Consider the following 17,496-nt stretch of genomic DNA (forward strand, 5'->3'; position numbering starts at 1 on the left):
GCTGCGCCCTCAGGAGACAGCGATGGTCCAGGACAACAACGATCTCTACGACGCGCTTTACCGCGACTTCCGCTGGCAGGTCCCGCCGGTCCTCAACATCGGCGAGCTGTGCTGCTCGCGATGGGCTCGCGAGGCGCCCGAACGGGTCGCGATCCTGTACGAGCACGAAGACGGCCATCGGACGCAGCTGACCTATGGCGAACTGCAGGCACGGGCGAACCGTCTGTCGCATGCGCTGGAGCGCCTGGGCGTGGGGCCCGGCGACCGGATCGCGATCGTCATGCCGCAGCGTCTCGAGACGGCGATTGCGCACATCGCCGCCTACCAACTGGGCGCCGTGGCCATGCCGCTGTCGATGCTGTTCGGGCCCGACGCGCTCGAATACCGGCTGCAGGACAGCGAGGCCCGCGTCGCGATCGCTGACGAGTCGTCGATCGAGAACCTGTGCGCGGCCCGCACGGGCTGCCCGGCGCTGCAGCACGTGATCGCCGCCGGCGCTGCCACCGGCCGCGGCGACATGGACTGGGACGCCATGCTGGTGCGCGAAACCTCGGTCTACGTCGGCCGCGCCACCAAGGCCGATGACCCGGCCGTGCTGATCTACACCAGCGGCACCACCGGCCCGCCGAAGGGCGCGCTGATCCCCCACCGCGCGCTGATCGGCAATCTGCCCGGCTTCACCGCCAGCCAGAACTGGTTCGGCTTTCCGCCCCCGTCATCCGGCCCCCTTCCCTCGGGGAAGGGGGAGCGGGGGATGGGGGGCGTCAACGAGGGGCCCCCGGCCCAGTCTGCCGGCGACCAGATCTTCTGGTCGCCGGCAGACTGGGCCTGGACGGGCGGCCTCATGGACGCCTTGCTGCCCACGCTGTACTTCGGCCGCACCATCGTCGCCTACCAGGGCCGCTTCAGCGCCGAAAAAGCCTACGAGCTGATGCAGCGCTACCGCGTCACGCACACCTTTTTGTTCCCGACGGCGCTGAAGGCGATGATGAAGGCGGTGCCCGAGCCGCGCCGGCAGTACGACCTGGCGCTGCAGGCGATCATGAGCGCCGGCGAGGCGGTCGGCGACGCGGTGTTCGCGTACGGCCAGCAGCAACTCGGCATCACGATCAACGAGATGTTCGGGCAGACCGAGATGAACTACATCGTCGGCAACGGCAGCGCCTGCTGGCCCGCTCGGCCCGGCAGCATGGGCCGGCCCTATCCGGGTCATCGCGTCGCGGTGATCGATGATCAGGGGCATCCATGCCCGCCCGGCACGCCGGGGGACGTGGCCGTACACCGCTGCGACATCCACGGCGACCCCGACCCGGTGTTTTTCCTCGGCTATTGGCGCAACGACGGCGCCACGCGTGCCAAGTTCACCGGCGATCCCGACAATTCCTGGTGCCGCACCGGCGACACCGCGGTGATGGACGAGGATGGCTACCTCTGGTACCAGGGCCGCAGCGACGACGTGTTCAAGGCCGCGGGCTACCGCATCGGGCCGAGCGAGATCGAGAACTGCCTGGTCAAGCATCCGGCGGTGGCCAATGCGGCGGTCGTGCCCAAGCCCGACGCCGAGCGTGGCGCGGTCGTGAAGGCCTATGTGGTGCTCGCTTGCGGCCACGCCGGCGACGATGCGTTGGTGCACGCCCTGCAGCAGCATGTCAAGGGCAAGCTCGCCCCGTACGAGTATCCGAAGGAGATCGAGTTCATCGACGCGTTGCCGATGACGACCACCGGCAAGGTGCAGCGCCGGGTGCTCAGGCTGCGCGAGGAAGAACGGGCGGCAGCGAAGCGCTGAGGTTGGTCGCGCTCCGAGGCACACCGCCATGGCGGCGAGCCGAGCGGCGCTGCATCGGTGCGTCAATCGTCTTCGCAAGAGCGCACCCCATGGGGGATGGGCTGCATCGTCGCATCGAACGGATGCAGATCGTTCGCGCGTGCCGGTCGCACTTCCCAGCAACGCGTGCCTTCGCGCACGACCCACCCTCGAGCCATGCGTTGTTCGGTGCGGTGCGTGGTCCCGGTGAGCCGGCGAGCCATGGCGTCGACCGGGGCGCTTCGAACGTTCGCGCGCGGATCCGCCATCGCCTGCCCGGCCGGCGACGGCGCCGCGGGGACGGGCGGGACACGGAGATCGAGCGACCAGGGCGCTGCCGCAGCGGGCGGTGCGGCCGAGGGTGGTGCGGGTGAGGGCGGCACCGTCGTGTCGTTCACCGTCGCCGTCGTCGCGGCTTGCGGCGGCGCCACCGCAATGCGTTCTCTCGCCCGGGTACGGGCGGGCCTCGAAGCGATCTTCGGTGGCCGTGCGGCGGCCGGCTCGGCGGGTGGCAGCCACCTCACTTCGAGAGGACGGGGTATCGTCGTGCCCGGCTCGGGTGACGTCACCTTCCAGCCTGCCAGCCACAGCAGCAAGGCCAGGTGCACCAGCAGCGACAGCAGAAAGCCGGCGTGCAGCCACGGGGGGCGGCCGAAACCCGGCCGCAGGACGGCGGTGTTCAACCGGTCAGGCCCGCGAGCCGTCGTCGGGGCGATATTCCAGCAGGTCGCCGGGTTGGCACTGCAGCACGTCGCAGATCGCTTCCAGCGTGTCGAAGCGCACGCCCCGCACCTTGCCGGACTTCAGTAGCGACACGTTCTGCTCGGTGATGCCGATGCGCTCGGCCAGCTCGCGCGAGCGCATCTTGCGCCTGGCGAGCATCAGATCGAGGTTGACGACGATGGGCATCAGACGAACTCCGCGTGTTCCTGTGCCAGGCGCGTCGCTTCGACCATCACCCACGCGACGGCGAGCAGCACCCCGCCGACCAGCAAAAAGGTGTAGTCGTGCCATGAAATGCCGATGGCCAGCACCTTCTGGCCGGGTGGGTTGTACAGCGTGAGCGCGAGCACGGTCAGCGTGCGCGACAGCGGCTGAGCGACAGCGACCGCGATCAATGCGAGTGCCATGCGGCGCAGGCGGCGGCAGGCACGCGCGCCGAACACTTCGCCGCGCGCGTACTCGCCGAACAGCTGCCAGACCTGCGCCAGCGCATAGATGCCGATCGCGCTCGGCGGCAGCATCGCCAGCGCGCCGAGCACCTGCACGACAGGATTGATCGTGATCGGGTGCTGCGCGAAGTGGCCATAACCGTTGGCGAGCAAGCGGATCCATTCGGGCGAGGCCCACAGCAGGAAGGGCGTGACGCCCAGCGTGGCGATGCCGAAGGCTGCAAGGCCGCGCATCCAGCGTGAAAGCCGGCGCACGCGCGCCAACGGGACAGGAAGGGACGGCATGGCGACTCCAATGGGGGGAAGGTGACAGTTATTTATCGTAAAACGATAAAAACACAAAGTAAAGCGAGAATTGTCGGGCTGCACCCAGGTCGTTCATATATGCACGGTCACGTCGCTTGCGGCACACTGGATGCCTTTCTTCTCATTCCGCACGAGGACGCACGAGCAATGGAGTACACCCCGCTGGGCCAAAGCGGCCTGAAGGTCGCGAAGATCTGCCTGGGCACGATGACCTTCGGCGAACAGGTCGGCGAAGCCGACGCGCACGCCCTGATGGACCACGCCGTGGCGCGCGGCGTCGACTTCCTCGACACCGCCGAGATGTATCCGGTGCCGCCGCGGGCACAGACCTACAGCCACACCGAGAGCATCATCGGCCGCTGGCTCGCGTCGCGCCCCGGCATGCGCGAGCGCGTCGTCCTGGCCTCCAAGGTCGCCGGCCCGGTGCGCGGCTACGACTGGATCCGCAATGCCAGCCCCGATCTGACTGGGGCCGACATCATCGCTGCCTGCGAAGACAGCCTGAAGCGGTTGAAGACCGACCGTATCGACCTCTACCAGATCCACTGGCCGGTGCGCCACGTGCCGATGTTCGGCAGCCTGTACTTCGACCCGCAACGCGACAAGCCGGTCAACTCGATCCATGAGCAGCTCGACGCGCTAGGCCGCCTGGTGCGTGACGGCAAGGTACGGGCGATCGGCCTGTCGAACGAAACTCCGTACGGCGTGGCCGAGTTCGTGCGGGTGGCCGAGCAGCACGGCCTGCCCCGCATCGCCAGCGTGCAGAACCCGTACTGCCTGATCAACCGCAGCCTCGAGAACGGCCTCGACGAGACGATGTACCGCTACAGCGTGTCGTTGCTCGCCTACTCGCCGCTCGGTTTCGGTCTGCTGACCGGCAAATACGACACGTCCGGCATTGCGTCGCAAGGCGAGCCGGCCGGCCGGATGGCGTTGTTCGAGTCGATGCGCAAGCAGCGCTGGGGCCGGCCCGAGGCGCTGGCGGCTGCGCGTCGCTACAACGAACTGGCGCGCGAGCACGGTCTGTCGCCCACGCGCCTGGCACTGGCCTTCTGCTACACCAAGTGGCAGGTCGCGAGCACCATCATCGGCGTGACGAACCGCGCCCAGCTCGACGAGAACCTCGACGCCTGGGGCACCACGCTGAGCGAGGAGCTGCTTGCCCAGATCGACCGCATCCGCTGGGAGATGCGCGACCCGGCGCAGTAAAGGGTCGAAGGGCAGCATGGCACGCAAAGACCACGCGAGCGAGACGCCCGCGACCGCCTTCCTGCGCCGGCACGGCGTCGCCTTCGAGCCGCACCTGTACGAGTACGAGGAGCACGGCGGCACGCGCGTGTCGGCGCGCGAGCTGGGCGTCGACGAGCACTGCGTGATCAAGACGCTGGTGATGGAAGACGAGCGCCGCCAGCCGCTGATCGTGCTGATGCATGGCGACCGCAGCGTCTCGACCAAGCAGCTCGCCCGCGAGGCGAAGCTCAAGACGGTGCAACCCTGCCAACCGGAGGTGGCGCAGCGCCACACCGGCTATCTGGTCGGGGGCACCTCGCCGTTCGGCACTCGCAAGTCGATGCCTGTTTACATGGAAGCGGGCATCGCGGCGTTGCCCGGCATCTACATCAACGGGGGGCGGCGCGGCTTCCTCATCGCGATGGACCCGAAGGACGTGGTGCGCGTGCTGCAGCCGACGCTCGTCAACGTCGCGCTCGACAGCTAAAAAATGAAAGGGCAGGCTGCGAAGCCTGCCCCTTTGCTCGGCCGCGGGGCCTGGCGCTCAGGACTCGCCGCCGGTACCGCCGGGTTCCTGCGAATATTCCTTCAGCCGGTTGTACAGCGTCTTCAGGCTCACGCCCAGCGCGGCCGCGGTCTTCTCCTTGTGGCTGCCGAAATGCTGCAGCGTCGCAAGGATCAGCGAGCGCTCGACGTCGGCCAGCGGCGTGCCGACTCTCACGGTGATGTAGGGGCCGCGCTGCTCCTGCACCGCCGGCGTGTCGAACACCAGCCACTCGTCGTCGATGGTGTGGCCTTCTTCCATCACGTAGGCGCGCTGCACCACGTTGCGCAGCTCGCGCACGTTGCCGGGCCAGCGGTAGCTGCGCATCTTGTCCAGCGCCTGCTGGCCGAAGCGCTTGTTCTCGCCTTCACGCCGACAGATGTCCTGCAGGAAATGCTCGGCCAGCAGCGGCACGTCGTCGGTGCGATCGCGCAGCGGGGGCAGGTTGATCGGGAACACGTTGAGACGGTACAGCAGGTCCTCACGCAGCTTGCCGGATTGCACCGCTTGTTCGGGCACGCGGTTGGTCGCCGCGATCACGCGGACATCGGCTTCCTGCGATTGCGTCGAGCCGACGCGCATGAAGGTGCCGGTCTCGAGCACACGCAGCAGCTTTACCTGCAGCTCGAGCGGCATCTCCGTGATTTCGTCGAGGAACAAGGTGCCGCCGTGCGCCCGCTCGAAGAAGCCCTGGTGCATGCGGTCGGCGCCCGTGAACGCGCCTTTCTCGTGGCCGAAGATCTCGCTTTCGATGAGTTGCGGCGAAATGGCGCCGCAGTTCACCGCAAGGAACGGCTTCTTGCGTCGCCGGCTCAGTTCGTGGATGGTCTGCGCGACCACTTCCTTGCCGGTGCCGCTCTCGCCGGTGATCAGCACGGTGACTGCCGTGCTCGAGACCCGCGCGACCTGCTCGTAGACGCGCTGCATCGCCCCCGAGCGGCCCCACAGCATGCCGAAGCGGCCGCTGCGCTCGAACTCGGCACGCATGTCGGCGAGCTCGGCTTTCAGCGTCGAGGGACGCATCACGCGCGACAAAATGCCTTGCAACTGCTTGATGTTGACCGGCTTGATCAGGTAGTCGGCGGCGCCCAGGCGCAACGCCTGGATGGAGGTGTCGAGACTGGCGTGCCCGGTAATCAGCACGACCTCGGTGTTGGCCAGGGTCTCCGGCTCGTTGAACAGCTCCATGCCGCTGCCGTCCGGCAGCATCAGATCGAGCAGAACGATGTCCGGCTCCTGCAGCGCCAGTTGTCGGCGTGCGTCACGCAGACTGTTCGCAGTCGCCGCCGTGAACCCTTCACTGGCGATCAGTGCCGCCATCATTTCGGCCGAGTCTGCATCGTCTTCGACGATGAGTGCGTGCCCCATCTTCTTCCTCCGTATGACGCGGACGATGCCTGGCTTCGCATCCGCGTGTGGACGCAAGCTGCCGCAGTGAAGCCCCTGCGGCGGCCTGCTGAAAAGCATCCGGCATGCCGAAAGCGGGAATGCCAAGGCAACCTCGGTTCGCGGCAACGCCGGTACGACCCTGTCCCTCGGTGGCCCCCATGTTGGTTGGGAGTCTTCTGATGCATCCTGCCCGCCGATCCGTCGCACATCCTGTACGCCTGCGGCCGCGGGTCCCGCTCGTCGGCCTGGCGCGAGTGCCGCGGCCCTGGCAGGCCACACACGGTTTGCGCCCGACGAGCGGCAATTATGGGACTTGGGCCCGGCATTTCAATGATTTCGATGAAGAATGCACCCTGCTAGTTATGACGGTATGTTTTGCAGGATGTGACGCCCTTCCCCAAGTGTGGGCATCGGCCTGCAGCGCGGTCGGGCACGAGGCGCGAACCGTGCCGACTATGCTGCCTGAGTCCGCCGCAGCAGTTGCAACAGCGTGTCAATCAATGCGGGCGAGTCGATCGGTTTGCCGAGGTGCCCGTCAAAACCGGCCTTCAGCGCCTTGGCACGTTCCGACGCGCTCGAGAACGCCGTCAATGCGAGCGCCGGCACACGCGGCAGTCCGTGCTCCGCCTCATAGCGGCGCCAGCGGCGCATGAAGCTGTAGCCGTCCTCCTCCGGCATCGCGATGTCCGAGATCACGGCATCGGGCCGCTGTCCAGGTTGCAGCGAGCACAAATGTTCAAACGCCGCCGGGGCCCGGTCGAAAGCGGAAAGCTGTGCGTTCTGGTCGCTCAGGATGAAACCGAGGATCTCGCGCCCGTCGGCGTCGTCCTCGATCACCACCAGGCGCTTGCCGGCCAGTGCCGGGGTGTCGCCGTTCACGGCTGCATCCGGCAATGGAGCCTCTTCGGCCAGGCGGCGCGGCAACTCGATCACGAAGGACGTTCCCCGCCCGACGCCCTCGCTGTGCGCGCTCAACCGACCGCCGTGCAGCTCGATCAGCTGGCGTGCCAGCGACAGGCCCAGCCCCAGCCCGCCAGCGCGACGCGTGCTTGAGCCGTCGGCTTGGCGGAAACGCTCGAACAACTGCGGCAGCACCGTGTCTTCGATGCCTATCCCCGAGTCGCGCACCTCGATCTCCAGCGCATGCGGCCGCAGTCGGCTCGACACGTCGATGCGGCCGTCCTCCGGCGTGAACTTCACGGCGTTCGAGATGAGGTTCACCAGCGCTTGCCGCAGCCGGTCGACGTCGACACACACCATGTCGATGCCCGGGTCGTGCCGCAGCTCCAGCGCGATGCGTTTGGCCTCGGCGTTCGGCCGGAAGGTGTCGACCGCCTGCTCCAGCATCGGCGCCAGCGCGGTGCGACGAGCTTCGAGCTGCAGCTTGCCGCGCAGGGCACGCTGCATGTCGAGCAGGTCGTCCACCATGCGCGCCTGCGTCTGCGTGTTGCGGTCGATCGCGTCGAGCGCACGCAACTGCGCCGCCGAATACTGACCTGTCTGACGCAGCACATGAGCCCAACCGCGAATGGCATTGAGCGGAGAGCGCAGCTCGTGGGAAACCACCGCGAGAAACTCGTCCTTTGCCGACGTCAGCGCCTCGGCCTGCTCGCGCAGCGCACGTTCCCGCTCCAGCATCTCATCGCGCTCGAGCTCGCGCTCCTTGCGTTCGGTAATGTCTTCGGCAACGCCGCCAACGCGCACCACCCGGCCGGCGTCGTCGCGCAGGTGGAAGCGGCGGTCGCGGATCCATCGCACCTGCCCGCCCGGCTGGCGGATGCGGTACTCGCGCACCGGCGGCGGCTTGGTCCCCCCTCCGATGCCACCGAAGAAGGGCTCGGGGAGTTCCTCTCGGTCGCGCGGCAGCAGGGCCTCGTTCCAGCGTGCCGGGTCGCTGTACAGCGACTGGCAGCCCATGCCCCATACGCGCTCGAAGGCCGGGCTCACGTAAAGCAGTTCCTCGGTGGCCACGTCGGCCAGCCAGAACACGTCCTCCGTGCTTTCGGCGAACTGCCGGAAGCGCAGTTCGCTCTCTTCCAGCGCGGCCATCGCGCGGCGGCGCTGCGTGATGTCATAGCCGATGCACAGCACGGTCTCCACCTCGCCGTCGCGACTGCGCTCGGGGATCAGCCGGCAGATGTAGTGGCTGACCGGCCCGGCACGCCCAGGATGCTGGCTCACGCTGAACTCGCACTCCTGCTCTTCGGCGCTGGCCAGGGCGGCGACGGCTGCCGCGCGCCAATGGTCGGCCACGACGCGCGGCAGCCCCGCTTGCTCCGGCGTGCGGCCGATCAGGCGCGCGGGAGGCACGCCGAAGGCGTTCTCGGTGGCGCGGTTGGCGTAGACGTGGTGCAGCTCGCGATCGAGGCGCGTGATGATGTCCGGCGCGTTCTCGACCAGCGTGCGGAACTCGCGCTCGCGTTGATCGAGCGCATCCTCGACGCGCTTCTGGTGCTCGATCTCGGTCGCCATGCCGGCCCACAGCAGTGGTTCACCCAGGTGGTCGGTGATCAGGCGTGCGCGGCACAGGTGCCAGCGGAACTCTCCGTCGGCGTTGCGCAGCCGAAACTCGGCTTCGAAGCGGCCACCCTGCGCGGCGGCATGGTGCCAGCTCCGCATCAGCGACGAATGGTCGTCCGGGTGGATCAGTGCGAGCCACTCGTCGGCCAGCGAGCGGTGCGTCGGCAAGCCGGTGTAGTCGAACCAGTGGCGGTTGACGTACACCGAGGCGCCGTCGGGCGATGCGGCGAACAGCAGTGCGGGCACTGCATGGGCAAGGCCCGCAAAGGGCAATCCTGCGAGCGCCGGCAAGCGCTGCTGCGCGTCGTCCGCCGACGGACGCAATGTATGGAAGCTGACCAGCCAGGCCGTGTTCGCGATCGCATGCAGCGGCTGGGCGCGCACGTACCCTTGTGCATGTGAACCGGTCTTGAGTCGGGCGATCGAGGTGTGCGAGGCATCGGCCGTCGAGCCGGCGGCGTCCAGCAGCTCATCGACGCCCTCCAGCAGGTTGTTCAGCGGTTGCCCGAGCACCTCGGTCGGTTCCTTGCCCAACAGCTCGTTCAGTGCGCCAGCGGCGCTGGCCACCCACGGACGCCCGTCGGCGCTCGACTCGACGGCGACGAAGGTCAGCTCACCGAGCGAAACGCCGGCATCGGCGAGAAACGGCGCCGTCGAACTCGCAGGCGAATGCGTCTGCATGCTCCGCTTTCAATGGGCCAGACAGGGCAGGGCCGTCACACCGGGCAGTGGCTGCGAGGCTCCTCGCACTACCGGTACCGGGCCGACCGCTGCCATGGCTCTGGCTGTGGCTGCCGCTGCTGGTGCGCGACGTCGTCCTCGGACCCGGCACAGCAACCGGCGAGCGCCGCGGCGCAAGTGCAAGGCGCCTGCCGGGGGACTGCCGCTGCGGCGCCGACAACGAGATCGAGAGCGCTCGACCGGCCGGGCGGCGAGCGCGGATCTTCATGGCGGCTGGGCGTGGACATGGAAGACTTCTCCTGGAGGGGGCTTGCTGTCGAGACGCAAGCTGCGTGCCCAGCGACGCGCCGGGCCGCAGCCTGGCGTGCGGCCAGGACTCGAGGGGTGTCGGCCAGCCCGGCGGACGGTCATGCGGTGTGCTGCAAATCCTGAATTCCAGTGTGCACGGCGGCCGCTCGCACCCCGCGACGACGTCGAACGGCACGCCGGTTGCTGGATACCCGTCGTGAGCAGTGCCGCCGGCGCGAGCCGGGCGCAAGAGTGCTGCACACGCGTATTTGTCCCACCAACTTGACAGGAGCATGCCCGTGATCAACTTCATCGTTTGGTTAGTCGTTGGCGGCGTGGTCGGCTGGATCGCCAGCATGATCATGCGTACCGACGCCCAGCAGGGCGTCATCCTCAACGTCGTGGTCGGCATCGTCGGCGCCGCGCTGGGGGGCTGGCTGATCTCGCCGCTGGTCGGGGTCCCCAGCATCAACGAGGACGCTTTCAGCATCGGCGCCTTGCTGGTGTCGCTGGTGGGCGCTATCGTGCTGCTTGCCATCGTCAACCTGCTGCGGCGCGGCAGCGTACGGTAGACGTGCCGTGAACAGCTCCGAGCGATACGTCAGGGCGGGGCGTGCGCGGTTGCCGGTGTCCCGGCATGGAAGCCGCGCGCTGCCTCGCTCATGAAGCACGGGGCCCGGTGCAAATCACTCTGCAATTCCTACTAACCCAGCGGGTCTTGTCCCTTTCCAGCCTTCGGGCACGGGGCAACCGCACAACAGGAGTCCCACCATCATGGAAAACCAGCCTGGAACGACCACCGGAACCATGAGCGGCACAGGCACCACGACCGCTTCCAGCAACGGCCTCGGTTCGAGCGCCAACGTCGTCGACCGCGTGGCCCAGAGCGCGCACGAGGCGATCGATCGCGTGGCTGCGAAGGCCGGCCCGGCGATGGAGAAGGTGCGCGGCAGCGCCAGCAGCTACAAGGAGCAGCTGCATGCCAAGGCCGACCAGTTCGGCGCGATGGAGGAGCAGTGGCTGGAATCGGCCCGCGGCTACGTGCGCGAGCATCCGTTCACCGCGCTGGCGATCGCCGCCGCCGCCGGCATGCTGATCGCCAAGATGACCTCGTCGAACCGCTGATCATGGCCGCGACCATGCCCGCCGAACCCGCCGCTGCCGCGAGCGAGACGGTTGCCGCCGCGGCGGCAGCCGCATCCGCCGGTACGCCATCGGAGTCGCTCTCGGAAGCGGCGAATTCGGCGTGGAGCGAGTTCCGCGCCAGCCTGCAGGAGCGCGCCCAACTTTTCTCGCTGGAGACCCAGCGCACCGGCCTGACGCTGGTGCAGCTGGTGCTCTATGCGGTGATGGCGGCCGTGCTTGCTGTGACCGCCTGGCTGGCGCTGGTGGGCGGCATCGGCGCCTGGCTGGTGCTGCACGGGGGCATGCACTGGTCGGTCGCGGTGGCCGTCCTGATCGTGCTGAATCTCGTTGCCGCTGCTGCCCTGGCCTGGTCGATGCGCGGCCTCGTGCCCCGGCTGGGCTTCCCTGCCACCGTCCGGCAGCTGCAGTCGATCACGCAGCGGTCCCACGTGTCCTGAAAGAGAGCACCATGCTGAATTCGATGCTGACCCAGATCGAGCAGCGCATCCGCGAGGCCGAGGCCCGCGTGCAGCGCCAGGACGCGCGCACGTTGGCGAGTTGCCGGCAGCTGCGCGTCGCGGGCGGGCAGCGGCTGCGCACGGTGCTGATCGGCGGGGCGACCACGCTGGTCAGCGGGCTGCTGCTGCGCCGGCTCGGGCGCAAGCGCCGGCGTGCGGCGGCCCACGGTGGCGGCCGCAGCTACGGCTGGCTGCGCCCGCTGCTGACGCCGGCGCTGCTGCCGCTGGCCGCATCCCTCGTGACGCCGCTGATCGGTCGCAAGGGGTCTTCCTTTCTGGCACGGCTGGGCCTGCCGTTTCCACACACGGAACCGGCGGGGCTGGCCGTGGCGCCGGTCGACCTGGCCCGCTATGCCGGGCTGTGGTACGAGGTGGCCCGCCTGCCGACCCGGCACGAGAGCCAGTGCGCCAGCGACGTGCACGCGCTGTACGAGCGGTTGCCCGAGGGCGGCTTGCGCGTGGTGAACCGTTGCGTGCGCGGCGACGGCGAGGTGCAGGAAGTCGAGGGCCTGGCCCGCATTGCAGACGAGATGTCGCCGGGGCGGCTGGAAGTCTGCTTTGCCCCCAAATGGCTGCACTGGTGGCCTGGGGCGTGGGCTGACTATTGGGTGCTGGAAGTCGACAACGACTACACCACCGCGCTGGTCGGCACGCCCGACCGCGACGAGCTATGGGTGCTGTCGCGCGTGCAAGGCATCGACGAGGACGTGTATGCCGCCTTGGTCGACCGGGCCCGCCGGGAAGGCTATCCGGTCGAAAAGCTGATGCGCACGGCTCACACCACCGGTGAGGCGGCCCTGGCCCGGCCGGTGGCGTCGGTAGCCACCGCATCTCGCGGTGAGGACGCCTCGGCGACCTACCATTGACTCGCGCCGCGCTCCCTGTGGCACCTCGCTTGCTGGACGGTACGGACACATGTTCAAGCCAGTGAAGGAGTATCGACATGGCACAAAGTAGCGTGGCGGGCGGCCGCCGGATGCCGCAACGCGACGAAGGCAGCCGCGCGGGCCTGCTCGGTCCGAGCGACACCTCCGACAGCGGCAGCGACATCATGGGCGGCCCCGGCCTTGCCGATGCGCAGGCCCAGGGACTGGATGAAGGCACCACGTCGGACATCGACCGCAGCCTGGGGGCCGGCGCGGACTATGGCGACCCGGAGCTCGACGCGCAGAGCGATTCGACCGGCACCGGCGAGCGCGCGCTGGCCGACCGGGACGCCGGCTTCGAGGAGGCGGGCGACATCTCGCCCGATCGCGTCGAGAGACTCGACCCGCTCGACGCGACGCAACTCGAAGCGATGTCGGAAGAAGAGTTCGACGGCATCTCCGGGGAGAACCTCGTCGTCGACGAGGACGAGGGCTCCGCCGAGGATCCGGACGACGCAGCGGATCGGCGTCCCTGAGTTCGATGCAGGCTGCTGCACGGGCCGTTGCCGCTTGCACGCGGACGCAGCTCGGCGATCTCGCCACGGCGCCCGCACGGCTCAGGTCTGCGCCAGGAAGCCCTGCAACTGCATGACGTCGACCGGCTTCACCATGTGGGCATCGAAGCCGGCGGCCAGCGCCCGTTCGATGTCCTGCGGCTGCCCGTAGCCTGACAGCGCCACCAGCCGCGTGCTGCGACCTGCAGCACGCAGGCGCTGCGCCACCTCGTAGCCGTTGAGACCGGGCAGACCGATGTCAATCAATGCGAGATCGGGTGATGCGTCCATCACCCTCTGCAGGCCGGTTGCGCCGTCGCTGGCGATCGTGACGCGATGCCCCGCCAATGTCAGCAGCTTTTCGATCGCGGCGAGCGCGTCCTCGTTGTCTTCCACCACGACCACGTGCTTGGCGGCGGTGCTGGCGGCACCCGTGGCGTTCGGCGCCATGGACGGGGGCGCGGCGCGCTTCAGTCTCACCGTGAAGGTGCTGCCGAGGTTCGGCCCCGGGCTTTGCGCCTGCACTCTGCCGCCGTGCAGCTCGACCAGCCGCCGCACCAGCGTCAGCCCGATGCCGAGACCGCCCTGGCGGCGGTCGAGCGTGCGTTCGCCCTGCACGAACAGGTCGAACACGCGCGGCAGCAGGGTCGGCGGAATGCCGACGCCGGTATCCCGCACTTCCAGCACCGCCTCGTCGCCGTCGACCCCGACGCGTACGGCGATCGTGCCGCCCGCCGGCGTGTATTTCGCCGCGTTGGTCAGCAGGTTGGTCACGACCTGTTCGATGCGCATCGCGTCGACCTCGACCCACACTTCCTGCAGGTCCACCGTGACAGTGTGCTGCTTCAGCGCCCCGGACACGTCGAGGGCGCCGAGCGGGCGCTGCACCAGCTGCGCCAGGTTCATGCCCTGGCGAGCCAGGGTGATCTTGCCGGCGGTCGCGCGTGCCATGTCGAGCAGGTCGTTCATCAGCCGTGCCAGGTGGCTGGTCTGGCGTCCGATGATGCGCCGTGCGCTCTGCGCGGTGTCGTTCTGCGCACCGACGCGGTTCAGCACCTCGACGGCGGCTGCAATCGCTCCCAGCGGGTTGCGCAGCTCGTGGCCGAGCATGGCCAGGAACTCGTCCTTGGCGCGGTTGGCGTTCTCGGCATCGCGCCGGGCCGCCTGCTCGCGCGCGATCAGTTCGGCGCGAGCCTGCTCGGCGAGCTTCTGGTCGGTCACGTCGACGGCAACACCGATCATGCGCGTCGCGCTGCGCTGCTCGTCGTACGACAGCAGCACCCGGCTGGCGAGCCAGCGGATCTGCCCGTCGGCCCGTATGGCGCGGAACTCGAAGATCGTCTGCGCGGCGTGCTGCGCGATGGCGGCATCGACCGCCTCGCGCACGGCCTGCGCGTCTTCCGGGACCACCCGGCGGGCCCAGCCTTGCCAGCGCGGGTCGATCTCATCGAGTCGCACACCGAACAGCTTGGCGAGGCCCGAGGTCCAGATGGCCATGTCTTCGGCAAAGTGGTAGTCGAAGAAGCCGACGTGGCCGGCCTCCTGCGCCAGCTCGACCAGGTTCTGGCTTTCGCGCAACTGCCGTTCGGCCGCGATCAGCCGTTCCTCGGCGCGCTTGCGCTCGGTGATGTCTGCAAAGGCGGCGATGGCGCCGCGCGGCCGGCCCTGGGCGTCGAGCAGCGGCACCGCGTAGGCGAGCGCGTTGATGGTGCGGCCATCGGCATGCACGACGTCGAGTTCGACGTCGCGCAGCTCCACCGCCTCGCGGCAGGCCTGCTGGATCGGCAACTGCTCGACCGGCAATTCGCGCCCGCGCCGGAACACCCGCGGCGAGTCCCCGGCCGGCGGCGCCGGCCGCGCCATGTCGTTGCGCCCGGCAGTGGCATCCAGCATGGCGGCGAGCGCCGGGTTCATCAGCAAAACGCGGCATTCCGGGTCCTGGGCGATCGCCAAGCCGATCGGGCTGGTGGTGAACAGCGTTTCGAATTCGTCTGCCTTGGCCTGCAGCCGTGCACGCACCACCTCGCGCTGGTCGGCGGCCGAGACGAGGGCGTCGCGCAACGCGGCGATCTCGCGCACGACGATCGGGCGGCGTGTCGACTTGGGGCCGTCCTTGGCCAGCAGCAGCAGCGGGTCGGTCACCTGGCGGGCAACCACCAGGGCCAGCAGCAGCCCCAGCGACAGCGAGAGCAAGCCGGCACCCATCGCCGCCGCCACGGCCGACAGCTGGGCGCGGTTCAGGGGTTCGGCGGCAATGCCGACTCCGACGCCCCAGCCGGCCGGCGGCACCTTGTGCCAGGCCGCATAGGTGGTGCTGCCGACCATCGCCGCGTCGTGCAACGGGCCGCCATCGGCACCCGGTGTCGAAGGGACCAGCGCGTCGGCCGAGGCCTCGGCGTTGAGGCTGTGCGCGATGATGCGCGAGTTCGCGTCGAACAGCGACAGGAAGCCGCCCTTGGGCACGCTGGCCTGGCCCATCAACGCCTGCCACTCCGCGGTCGTGATGCGGGCGCCCAGCACGTACTTCAACTCGCCCTTGACCACCACCGGCACCTGGATGCCGGTGACGAGTTCACCGGTGTCGTGCCCGAGCACCAGATCGGTGACGACCGGGCGCTGGGTGCGCTTGATACGTTCGAACTCGGGGGCGCCGTCGACGTTGCCGAGCGACGAGCCGAACGGTCGATCGGTCGAGAAGAGCATCTGGCCGTCGTCGGCCACGAGATAGGCGCTGCGCCATGTGTTGCGCATGGTCGGCCGCTGCGTCAGCGTGCGATAGAAGCGCTGCACGTTACCGGTCTGCAGCGAGTCGAGCTGCGCCAGGATGGCCAGCGCGTCGATCGACGAGACGATTTCGCGTTCGACGGCCAGCGCGAAGGTGCTGGCGGTGCGGCGCAGCCCGTCTTCGATCTGCGTGCGCGCAGCCAGGGTCTCCTGGTAGATCAGGTAGGAGACGAAAGCCGCCTGCGGCACGGTCGCCACGAGGATCACGATCACGAAATAGGCGCGCAGCGACGAGGCCGGCCATTTCAGCCAGCCGCGCGGGTGCGGCGACAGGCTGCGAAGACGGCTGGCAAGCCCCAGGCGGCTGCGGGTCGGGTCGGACATGAAGTTCGGACGGAGTCGGATCGGCGGCTGATGAACGTAGCGGCGGTGCCTGCCGCATCAAGCTCCGCCGGCATCGAGTCTGCCGCCGCACGGCACTTCGGATGTAACCGTTGCATACAGACTCTGGCATCCCGCCGGCCTTTCCACAGGCCTGCGCGCATCGGCACGAATCGGGGCCGTATGGGCATGGGGCTTGCCGTGTACCCGATAGCAACCTTTTCTTTGCGAGTGTGCCGATGGGCTTGCGTTTTCTTCTGCTGTGGATGGCGGCGATCGCAATCATGATCGCCATGCGCAACTCGCCTGCGCACGCGGCGGCAGGGCGGGCGCAGGAGCCGGTCGCGCAGCCCGCCTCGCTGCGCGGCGATGGCCCTCGGAACAGGTTCGCGCCCGACGGCTGGCCAGCGGTGCGTGACCTTCACGGTCGCGCGCTGCCGCCAGTTCTATCTCATTGAAGTCAACTGAAAGGAGTCAATGATGGCGAACATCTCTCCGGGCGAAGGCGCCCGCATCGACATCAACGCCAGCGGTCCCGGTCCCCGGCTGATGACGGCTGACACGCTGGATGGCGACAAGGTCGTGAACCGCCAGGGAGACACCCTCGGCAAGGTCACCGACATCATGCTCGACGTGCCGCGCGGGCGCATTGCCTATGCGGTGATGTCGTCGGGCGGTTTTCTCGGCATGGGCGACAAGCTGTTCGCCGTCCCGTGGAGCGCGCTGACGCTCGACACCGAGCGCAAATGCTTCGTGCTCGACGCCGACAAGTCGATGTTCGAGAACGCGCCGGGGTTCGACAAGGACCACTGGCCGAGCGACGCCGACATGGGCTGGCACCAGAGCGTGCATCAGCACTACAAGACCCGCCCGTACTGGGAGTGAAGCCATGAGCAACAGGAGCTTGTGGATGGCATTGGGCGCCGGCCTGCTGGCCGGTGCCAGCATCGCGGCCTACCGGGCTCGCCAGCGCGTACGCCGCTCGGCGGTGGGCCCGGAATACCTCGACCGCTGGAGCAACGAGGCGTCGTCTGACCTGTCGACGCCGGGCGCTGGCCGCAACCCCGGTATCGGTACCGCGTCGCCGACCACGTCGCGTTCGCCGCTGACCGGCAACGGCGCGCCGTCGTCGTTCTGAGTCCTGCCGGCTGCAAGGCCGTCGCGGCCGCATTCCTGCCACCAGGGGTGCGGCCGCCTTGTTTGTCCGGACGCGTGCGGCGCGTCGGCGCAGGGGGGCTTCTGGAAGATTTACCGCCCGGCGGCCGCGGAACTTACATGCAAAACGCTTGAAGTCCAGCCCTCGATCGAAGGGGGGTGCGGCACGCCGATTGCCAGAAACCGGTCACCACTTCGACACCCGCATCACCATGAGTCGCAGCCCACGGAGGTCCCCG

General features: G+C 68.6%; 16 protein-coding genes. 10 read left to right on the top strand and 6 right to left on the bottom strand.

All coding sequences use genetic code 11. The features are described 5' to 3' along the window. Nucleotides 1-22 precede the first annotated feature (22 nt). Entirely contained in the window at nucleotides 23-1,786 is a 1,764-nt protein-coding gene (locus M8A51_RS07935) for an acyl-CoA synthetase (RefSeq protein WP_251777670.1), read from the top strand. A gap of 62 nt (nucleotides 1,787-1,848) precedes the next feature. Here the strand turns inward: M8A51_RS07935 and M8A51_RS07940 are convergent, their stop codons facing one another. Genes M8A51_RS07940 through M8A51_RS07950 form a run of 3 tightly spaced genes read right to left on the bottom strand, consistent with a single transcriptional unit; the run spans nucleotide 1,849 to nucleotide 3,261 of the window. Continuing rightward, nucleotides 1,849-2,487, bottom strand: coding sequence for a hypothetical protein (locus tag M8A51_RS07940; protein ID WP_251777671.1), 639 nt, complete (start codon nucleotides 2,485-2,487; stop codon nucleotides 1,849-1,851). Between the two features lie 4 nt (nucleotides 2,488-2,491). Next, nucleotides 2,492-2,713 (bottom strand): helix-turn-helix domain-containing protein, encoded by a 222-nt coding sequence (locus M8A51_RS07945; protein ID WP_251777672.1) that lies wholly within the window; start codon nucleotides 2,711-2,713, stop codon nucleotides 2,492-2,494. Continuing rightward, the gene (locus M8A51_RS07950) at nucleotides 2,713-3,261 is read right to left on the bottom strand and encodes a DUF2975 domain-containing protein (protein WP_251777673.1); all 549 of its coding nucleotides are present in this window, start codon (nucleotides 3,259-3,261) and stop codon (nucleotides 2,713-2,715) included. Before M8A51_RS07950 ends, M8A51_RS07945 begins: the two co-directional genes overlap by 1 nt. Nucleotides 3,262-3,429: 168 nt before the next feature. On the opposite strand from M8A51_RS07950, the gene M8A51_RS07955 reads away from it, so the two are divergent. Together M8A51_RS07955 and ybaK are read left to right on the top strand one after the other, a co-directional pair. Continuing rightward, complete coding sequence (locus M8A51_RS07955) at nucleotides 3,430-4,491, top strand: aldo/keto reductase (RefSeq protein ID WP_251777674.1); 1,062 nt, start codon at nucleotides 3,430-3,432, stop codon at nucleotides 4,489-4,491. 16 nt (nucleotides 4,492-4,507) lie between these two features. Next, nucleotides 4,508-4,999 (top strand): Cys-tRNA(Pro) deacylase, encoded by a 492-nt coding sequence (ybaK, locus tag M8A51_RS07960; RefSeq protein ID WP_251777675.1) that lies wholly within the window; start codon nucleotides 4,508-4,510, stop codon nucleotides 4,997-4,999. A 57-nt stretch (nucleotides 5,000-5,056) separates the two neighbouring features. On the opposite strand, the gene M8A51_RS07965 is transcribed toward ybaK, so the two are convergent. Beyond that, entirely contained in the window at nucleotides 5,057-6,424 is a 1,368-nt protein-coding gene (locus M8A51_RS07965; protein WP_251777676.1) for a sigma-54-dependent transcriptional regulator, read from the bottom strand. A gap of 474 nt (nucleotides 6,425-6,898) precedes the next feature. Further along, entirely contained in the window at nucleotides 6,899-9,646 is a 2,748-nt protein-coding gene (locus M8A51_RS07970; protein ID WP_251777677.1) for a hybrid sensor histidine kinase/response regulator, read from the bottom strand. A gap of 590 nt (nucleotides 9,647-10,236) precedes the next feature. Here M8A51_RS07970 and M8A51_RS07975 point away from each other — a divergent pair. The 5 genes from M8A51_RS07975 (at nucleotide 10,237) to M8A51_RS07995 (ending at nucleotide 12,979) form a co-directional block, all read left to right on the top strand. Further along, nucleotides 10,237-10,506, top strand: a complete 270-nt coding sequence (locus M8A51_RS07975) for a GlsB/YeaQ/YmgE family stress response membrane protein (RefSeq protein WP_251777968.1) — start codon at nucleotides 10,237-10,239, stop codon at nucleotides 10,504-10,506. Nucleotides 10,507-10,708: 202 nt separating this feature from the next. Further along, nucleotides 10,709-11,059 carry a hypothetical protein gene (locus M8A51_RS07980; RefSeq protein ID WP_251777678.1) on the top strand — a complete coding sequence of 117 codons (351 nt, stop codon included), beginning with the start codon at nucleotides 10,709-10,711 and terminating at the stop codon, nucleotides 11,057-11,059. 14 nt (nucleotides 11,060-11,073) lie between these two features. Then, nucleotides 11,074-11,517 (top strand): phage holin family protein, encoded by a 444-nt coding sequence (locus M8A51_RS07985; protein ID WP_251777679.1) that lies wholly within the window; start codon nucleotides 11,074-11,076, stop codon nucleotides 11,515-11,517. A gap of 11 nt (nucleotides 11,518-11,528) precedes the next feature. Further along, complete coding sequence (locus tag M8A51_RS07990; RefSeq protein ID WP_251777680.1) at nucleotides 11,529-12,443, top strand: lipocalin family protein; 915 nt, start codon at nucleotides 11,529-11,531, stop codon at nucleotides 12,441-12,443. 77 nt (nucleotides 12,444-12,520) lie between these two features. Beyond that, entirely contained in the window at nucleotides 12,521-12,979 is a 459-nt protein-coding gene (locus tag M8A51_RS07995; RefSeq protein ID WP_251777681.1) for a hypothetical protein, read from the top strand. An 81-nt stretch (nucleotides 12,980-13,060) separates the two neighbouring features. On the opposite strand, the gene M8A51_RS08000 is transcribed toward M8A51_RS07995, so the two are convergent. After that, nucleotides 13,061-16,105: a hybrid sensor histidine kinase/response regulator gene (locus M8A51_RS08000; protein WP_251777682.1), complete on the bottom strand. Its 3,045-nt coding sequence runs from the start codon at nucleotides 16,103-16,105 to the stop codon at nucleotides 13,061-13,063. A gap of 474 nt (nucleotides 16,106-16,579) precedes the next feature. Between M8A51_RS08000 and M8A51_RS08005 the strand changes: the two genes are divergently transcribed. Together M8A51_RS08005 and M8A51_RS08010 are read left to right on the top strand one after the other, a co-directional pair. Continuing rightward, nucleotides 16,580-16,987, top strand: coding sequence for a PRC-barrel domain-containing protein (locus M8A51_RS08005; RefSeq protein ID WP_251777683.1), 408 nt, complete (start codon nucleotides 16,580-16,582; stop codon nucleotides 16,985-16,987). 4 nt (nucleotides 16,988-16,991) lie between these two features. Then, nucleotides 16,992-17,240, top strand: coding sequence for a hypothetical protein (locus M8A51_RS08010; protein ID WP_251777684.1), 249 nt, complete (start codon nucleotides 16,992-16,994; stop codon nucleotides 17,238-17,240). Nucleotides 17,241-17,496 lie beyond the last annotated feature (256 nt).

Origin of the sequence: Caldimonas mangrovi (assembly GCF_023721835.1) — a bacterium.
In the GTDB taxonomy this organism is placed as follows: domain Bacteria; phylum Pseudomonadota; class Gammaproteobacteria; order Burkholderiales; family Burkholderiaceae_C; genus Caldimonas; species Caldimonas mangrovi.

What these genes read in the sequence shown, in the direction of transcription:
- M8A51_RS07935 (WP_251777670.1), top strand. Translation starts at nt 23, where the DNA reads ATGGTCCAGGACAACAACGATCTCTACGACGCGCTTTACCGCGACTTC.
- M8A51_RS07945 (WP_251777672.1), bottom strand. Translation starts at nt 2,713, where the DNA reads ATGCCCATCGTCGTCAACCTCGATCTGATGCTCGCCAGGCGCAAGATG.
- M8A51_RS07950 (WP_251777673.1), bottom strand. Translation starts at nt 3,261, where the DNA reads ATGCCGTCCCTTCCTGTCCCGTTGGCGCGCGTGCGCCGGCTTTCACGC.
- M8A51_RS07955 (WP_251777674.1), top strand. Translation starts at nt 3,430, where the DNA reads ATGGAGTACACCCCGCTGGGCCAAAGCGGCCTGAAGGTCGCGAAGATC.
- ybaK (WP_251777675.1), top strand. Translation starts at nt 4,508, where the DNA reads ATGGCACGCAAAGACCACGCGAGCGAGACGCCCGCGACCGCCTTCCTG.
- M8A51_RS07965 (WP_251777676.1), bottom strand. Translation starts at nt 6,424, where the DNA reads ATGGGGCACGCACTCATCGTCGAAGACGATGCAGACTCGGCCGAAATG.
- M8A51_RS07970 (WP_251777677.1), bottom strand. Translation starts at nt 9,646, where the DNA reads ATGCAGACGCATTCGCCTGCGAGTTCGACGGCGCCGTTTCTCGCCGAT.
- M8A51_RS07980 (WP_251777678.1), top strand. Translation starts at nt 10,709, where the DNA reads ATGGAAAACCAGCCTGGAACGACCACCGGAACCATGAGCGGCACAGGC.
- M8A51_RS07985 (WP_251777679.1), top strand. Translation starts at nt 11,074, where the DNA reads ATGCCCGCCGAACCCGCCGCTGCCGCGAGCGAGACGGTTGCCGCCGCG.
- M8A51_RS07990 (WP_251777680.1), top strand. Translation starts at nt 11,529, where the DNA reads ATGCTGAATTCGATGCTGACCCAGATCGAGCAGCGCATCCGCGAGGCC.
- M8A51_RS07995 (WP_251777681.1), top strand. Translation starts at nt 12,521, where the DNA reads ATGGCACAAAGTAGCGTGGCGGGCGGCCGCCGGATGCCGCAACGCGAC.
- M8A51_RS08000 (WP_251777682.1), bottom strand. Translation starts at nt 16,105, where the DNA reads ATGTCCGACCCGACCCGCAGCCGCCTGGGGCTTGCCAGCCGTCTTCGC.
- M8A51_RS08005 (WP_251777683.1), top strand. Translation starts at nt 16,580, where the DNA reads ATGATGGCGAACATCTCTCCGGGCGAAGGCGCCCGCATCGACATCAAC.
- M8A51_RS08010 (WP_251777684.1), top strand. Translation starts at nt 16,992, where the DNA reads ATGAGCAACAGGAGCTTGTGGATGGCATTGGGCGCCGGCCTGCTGGCC.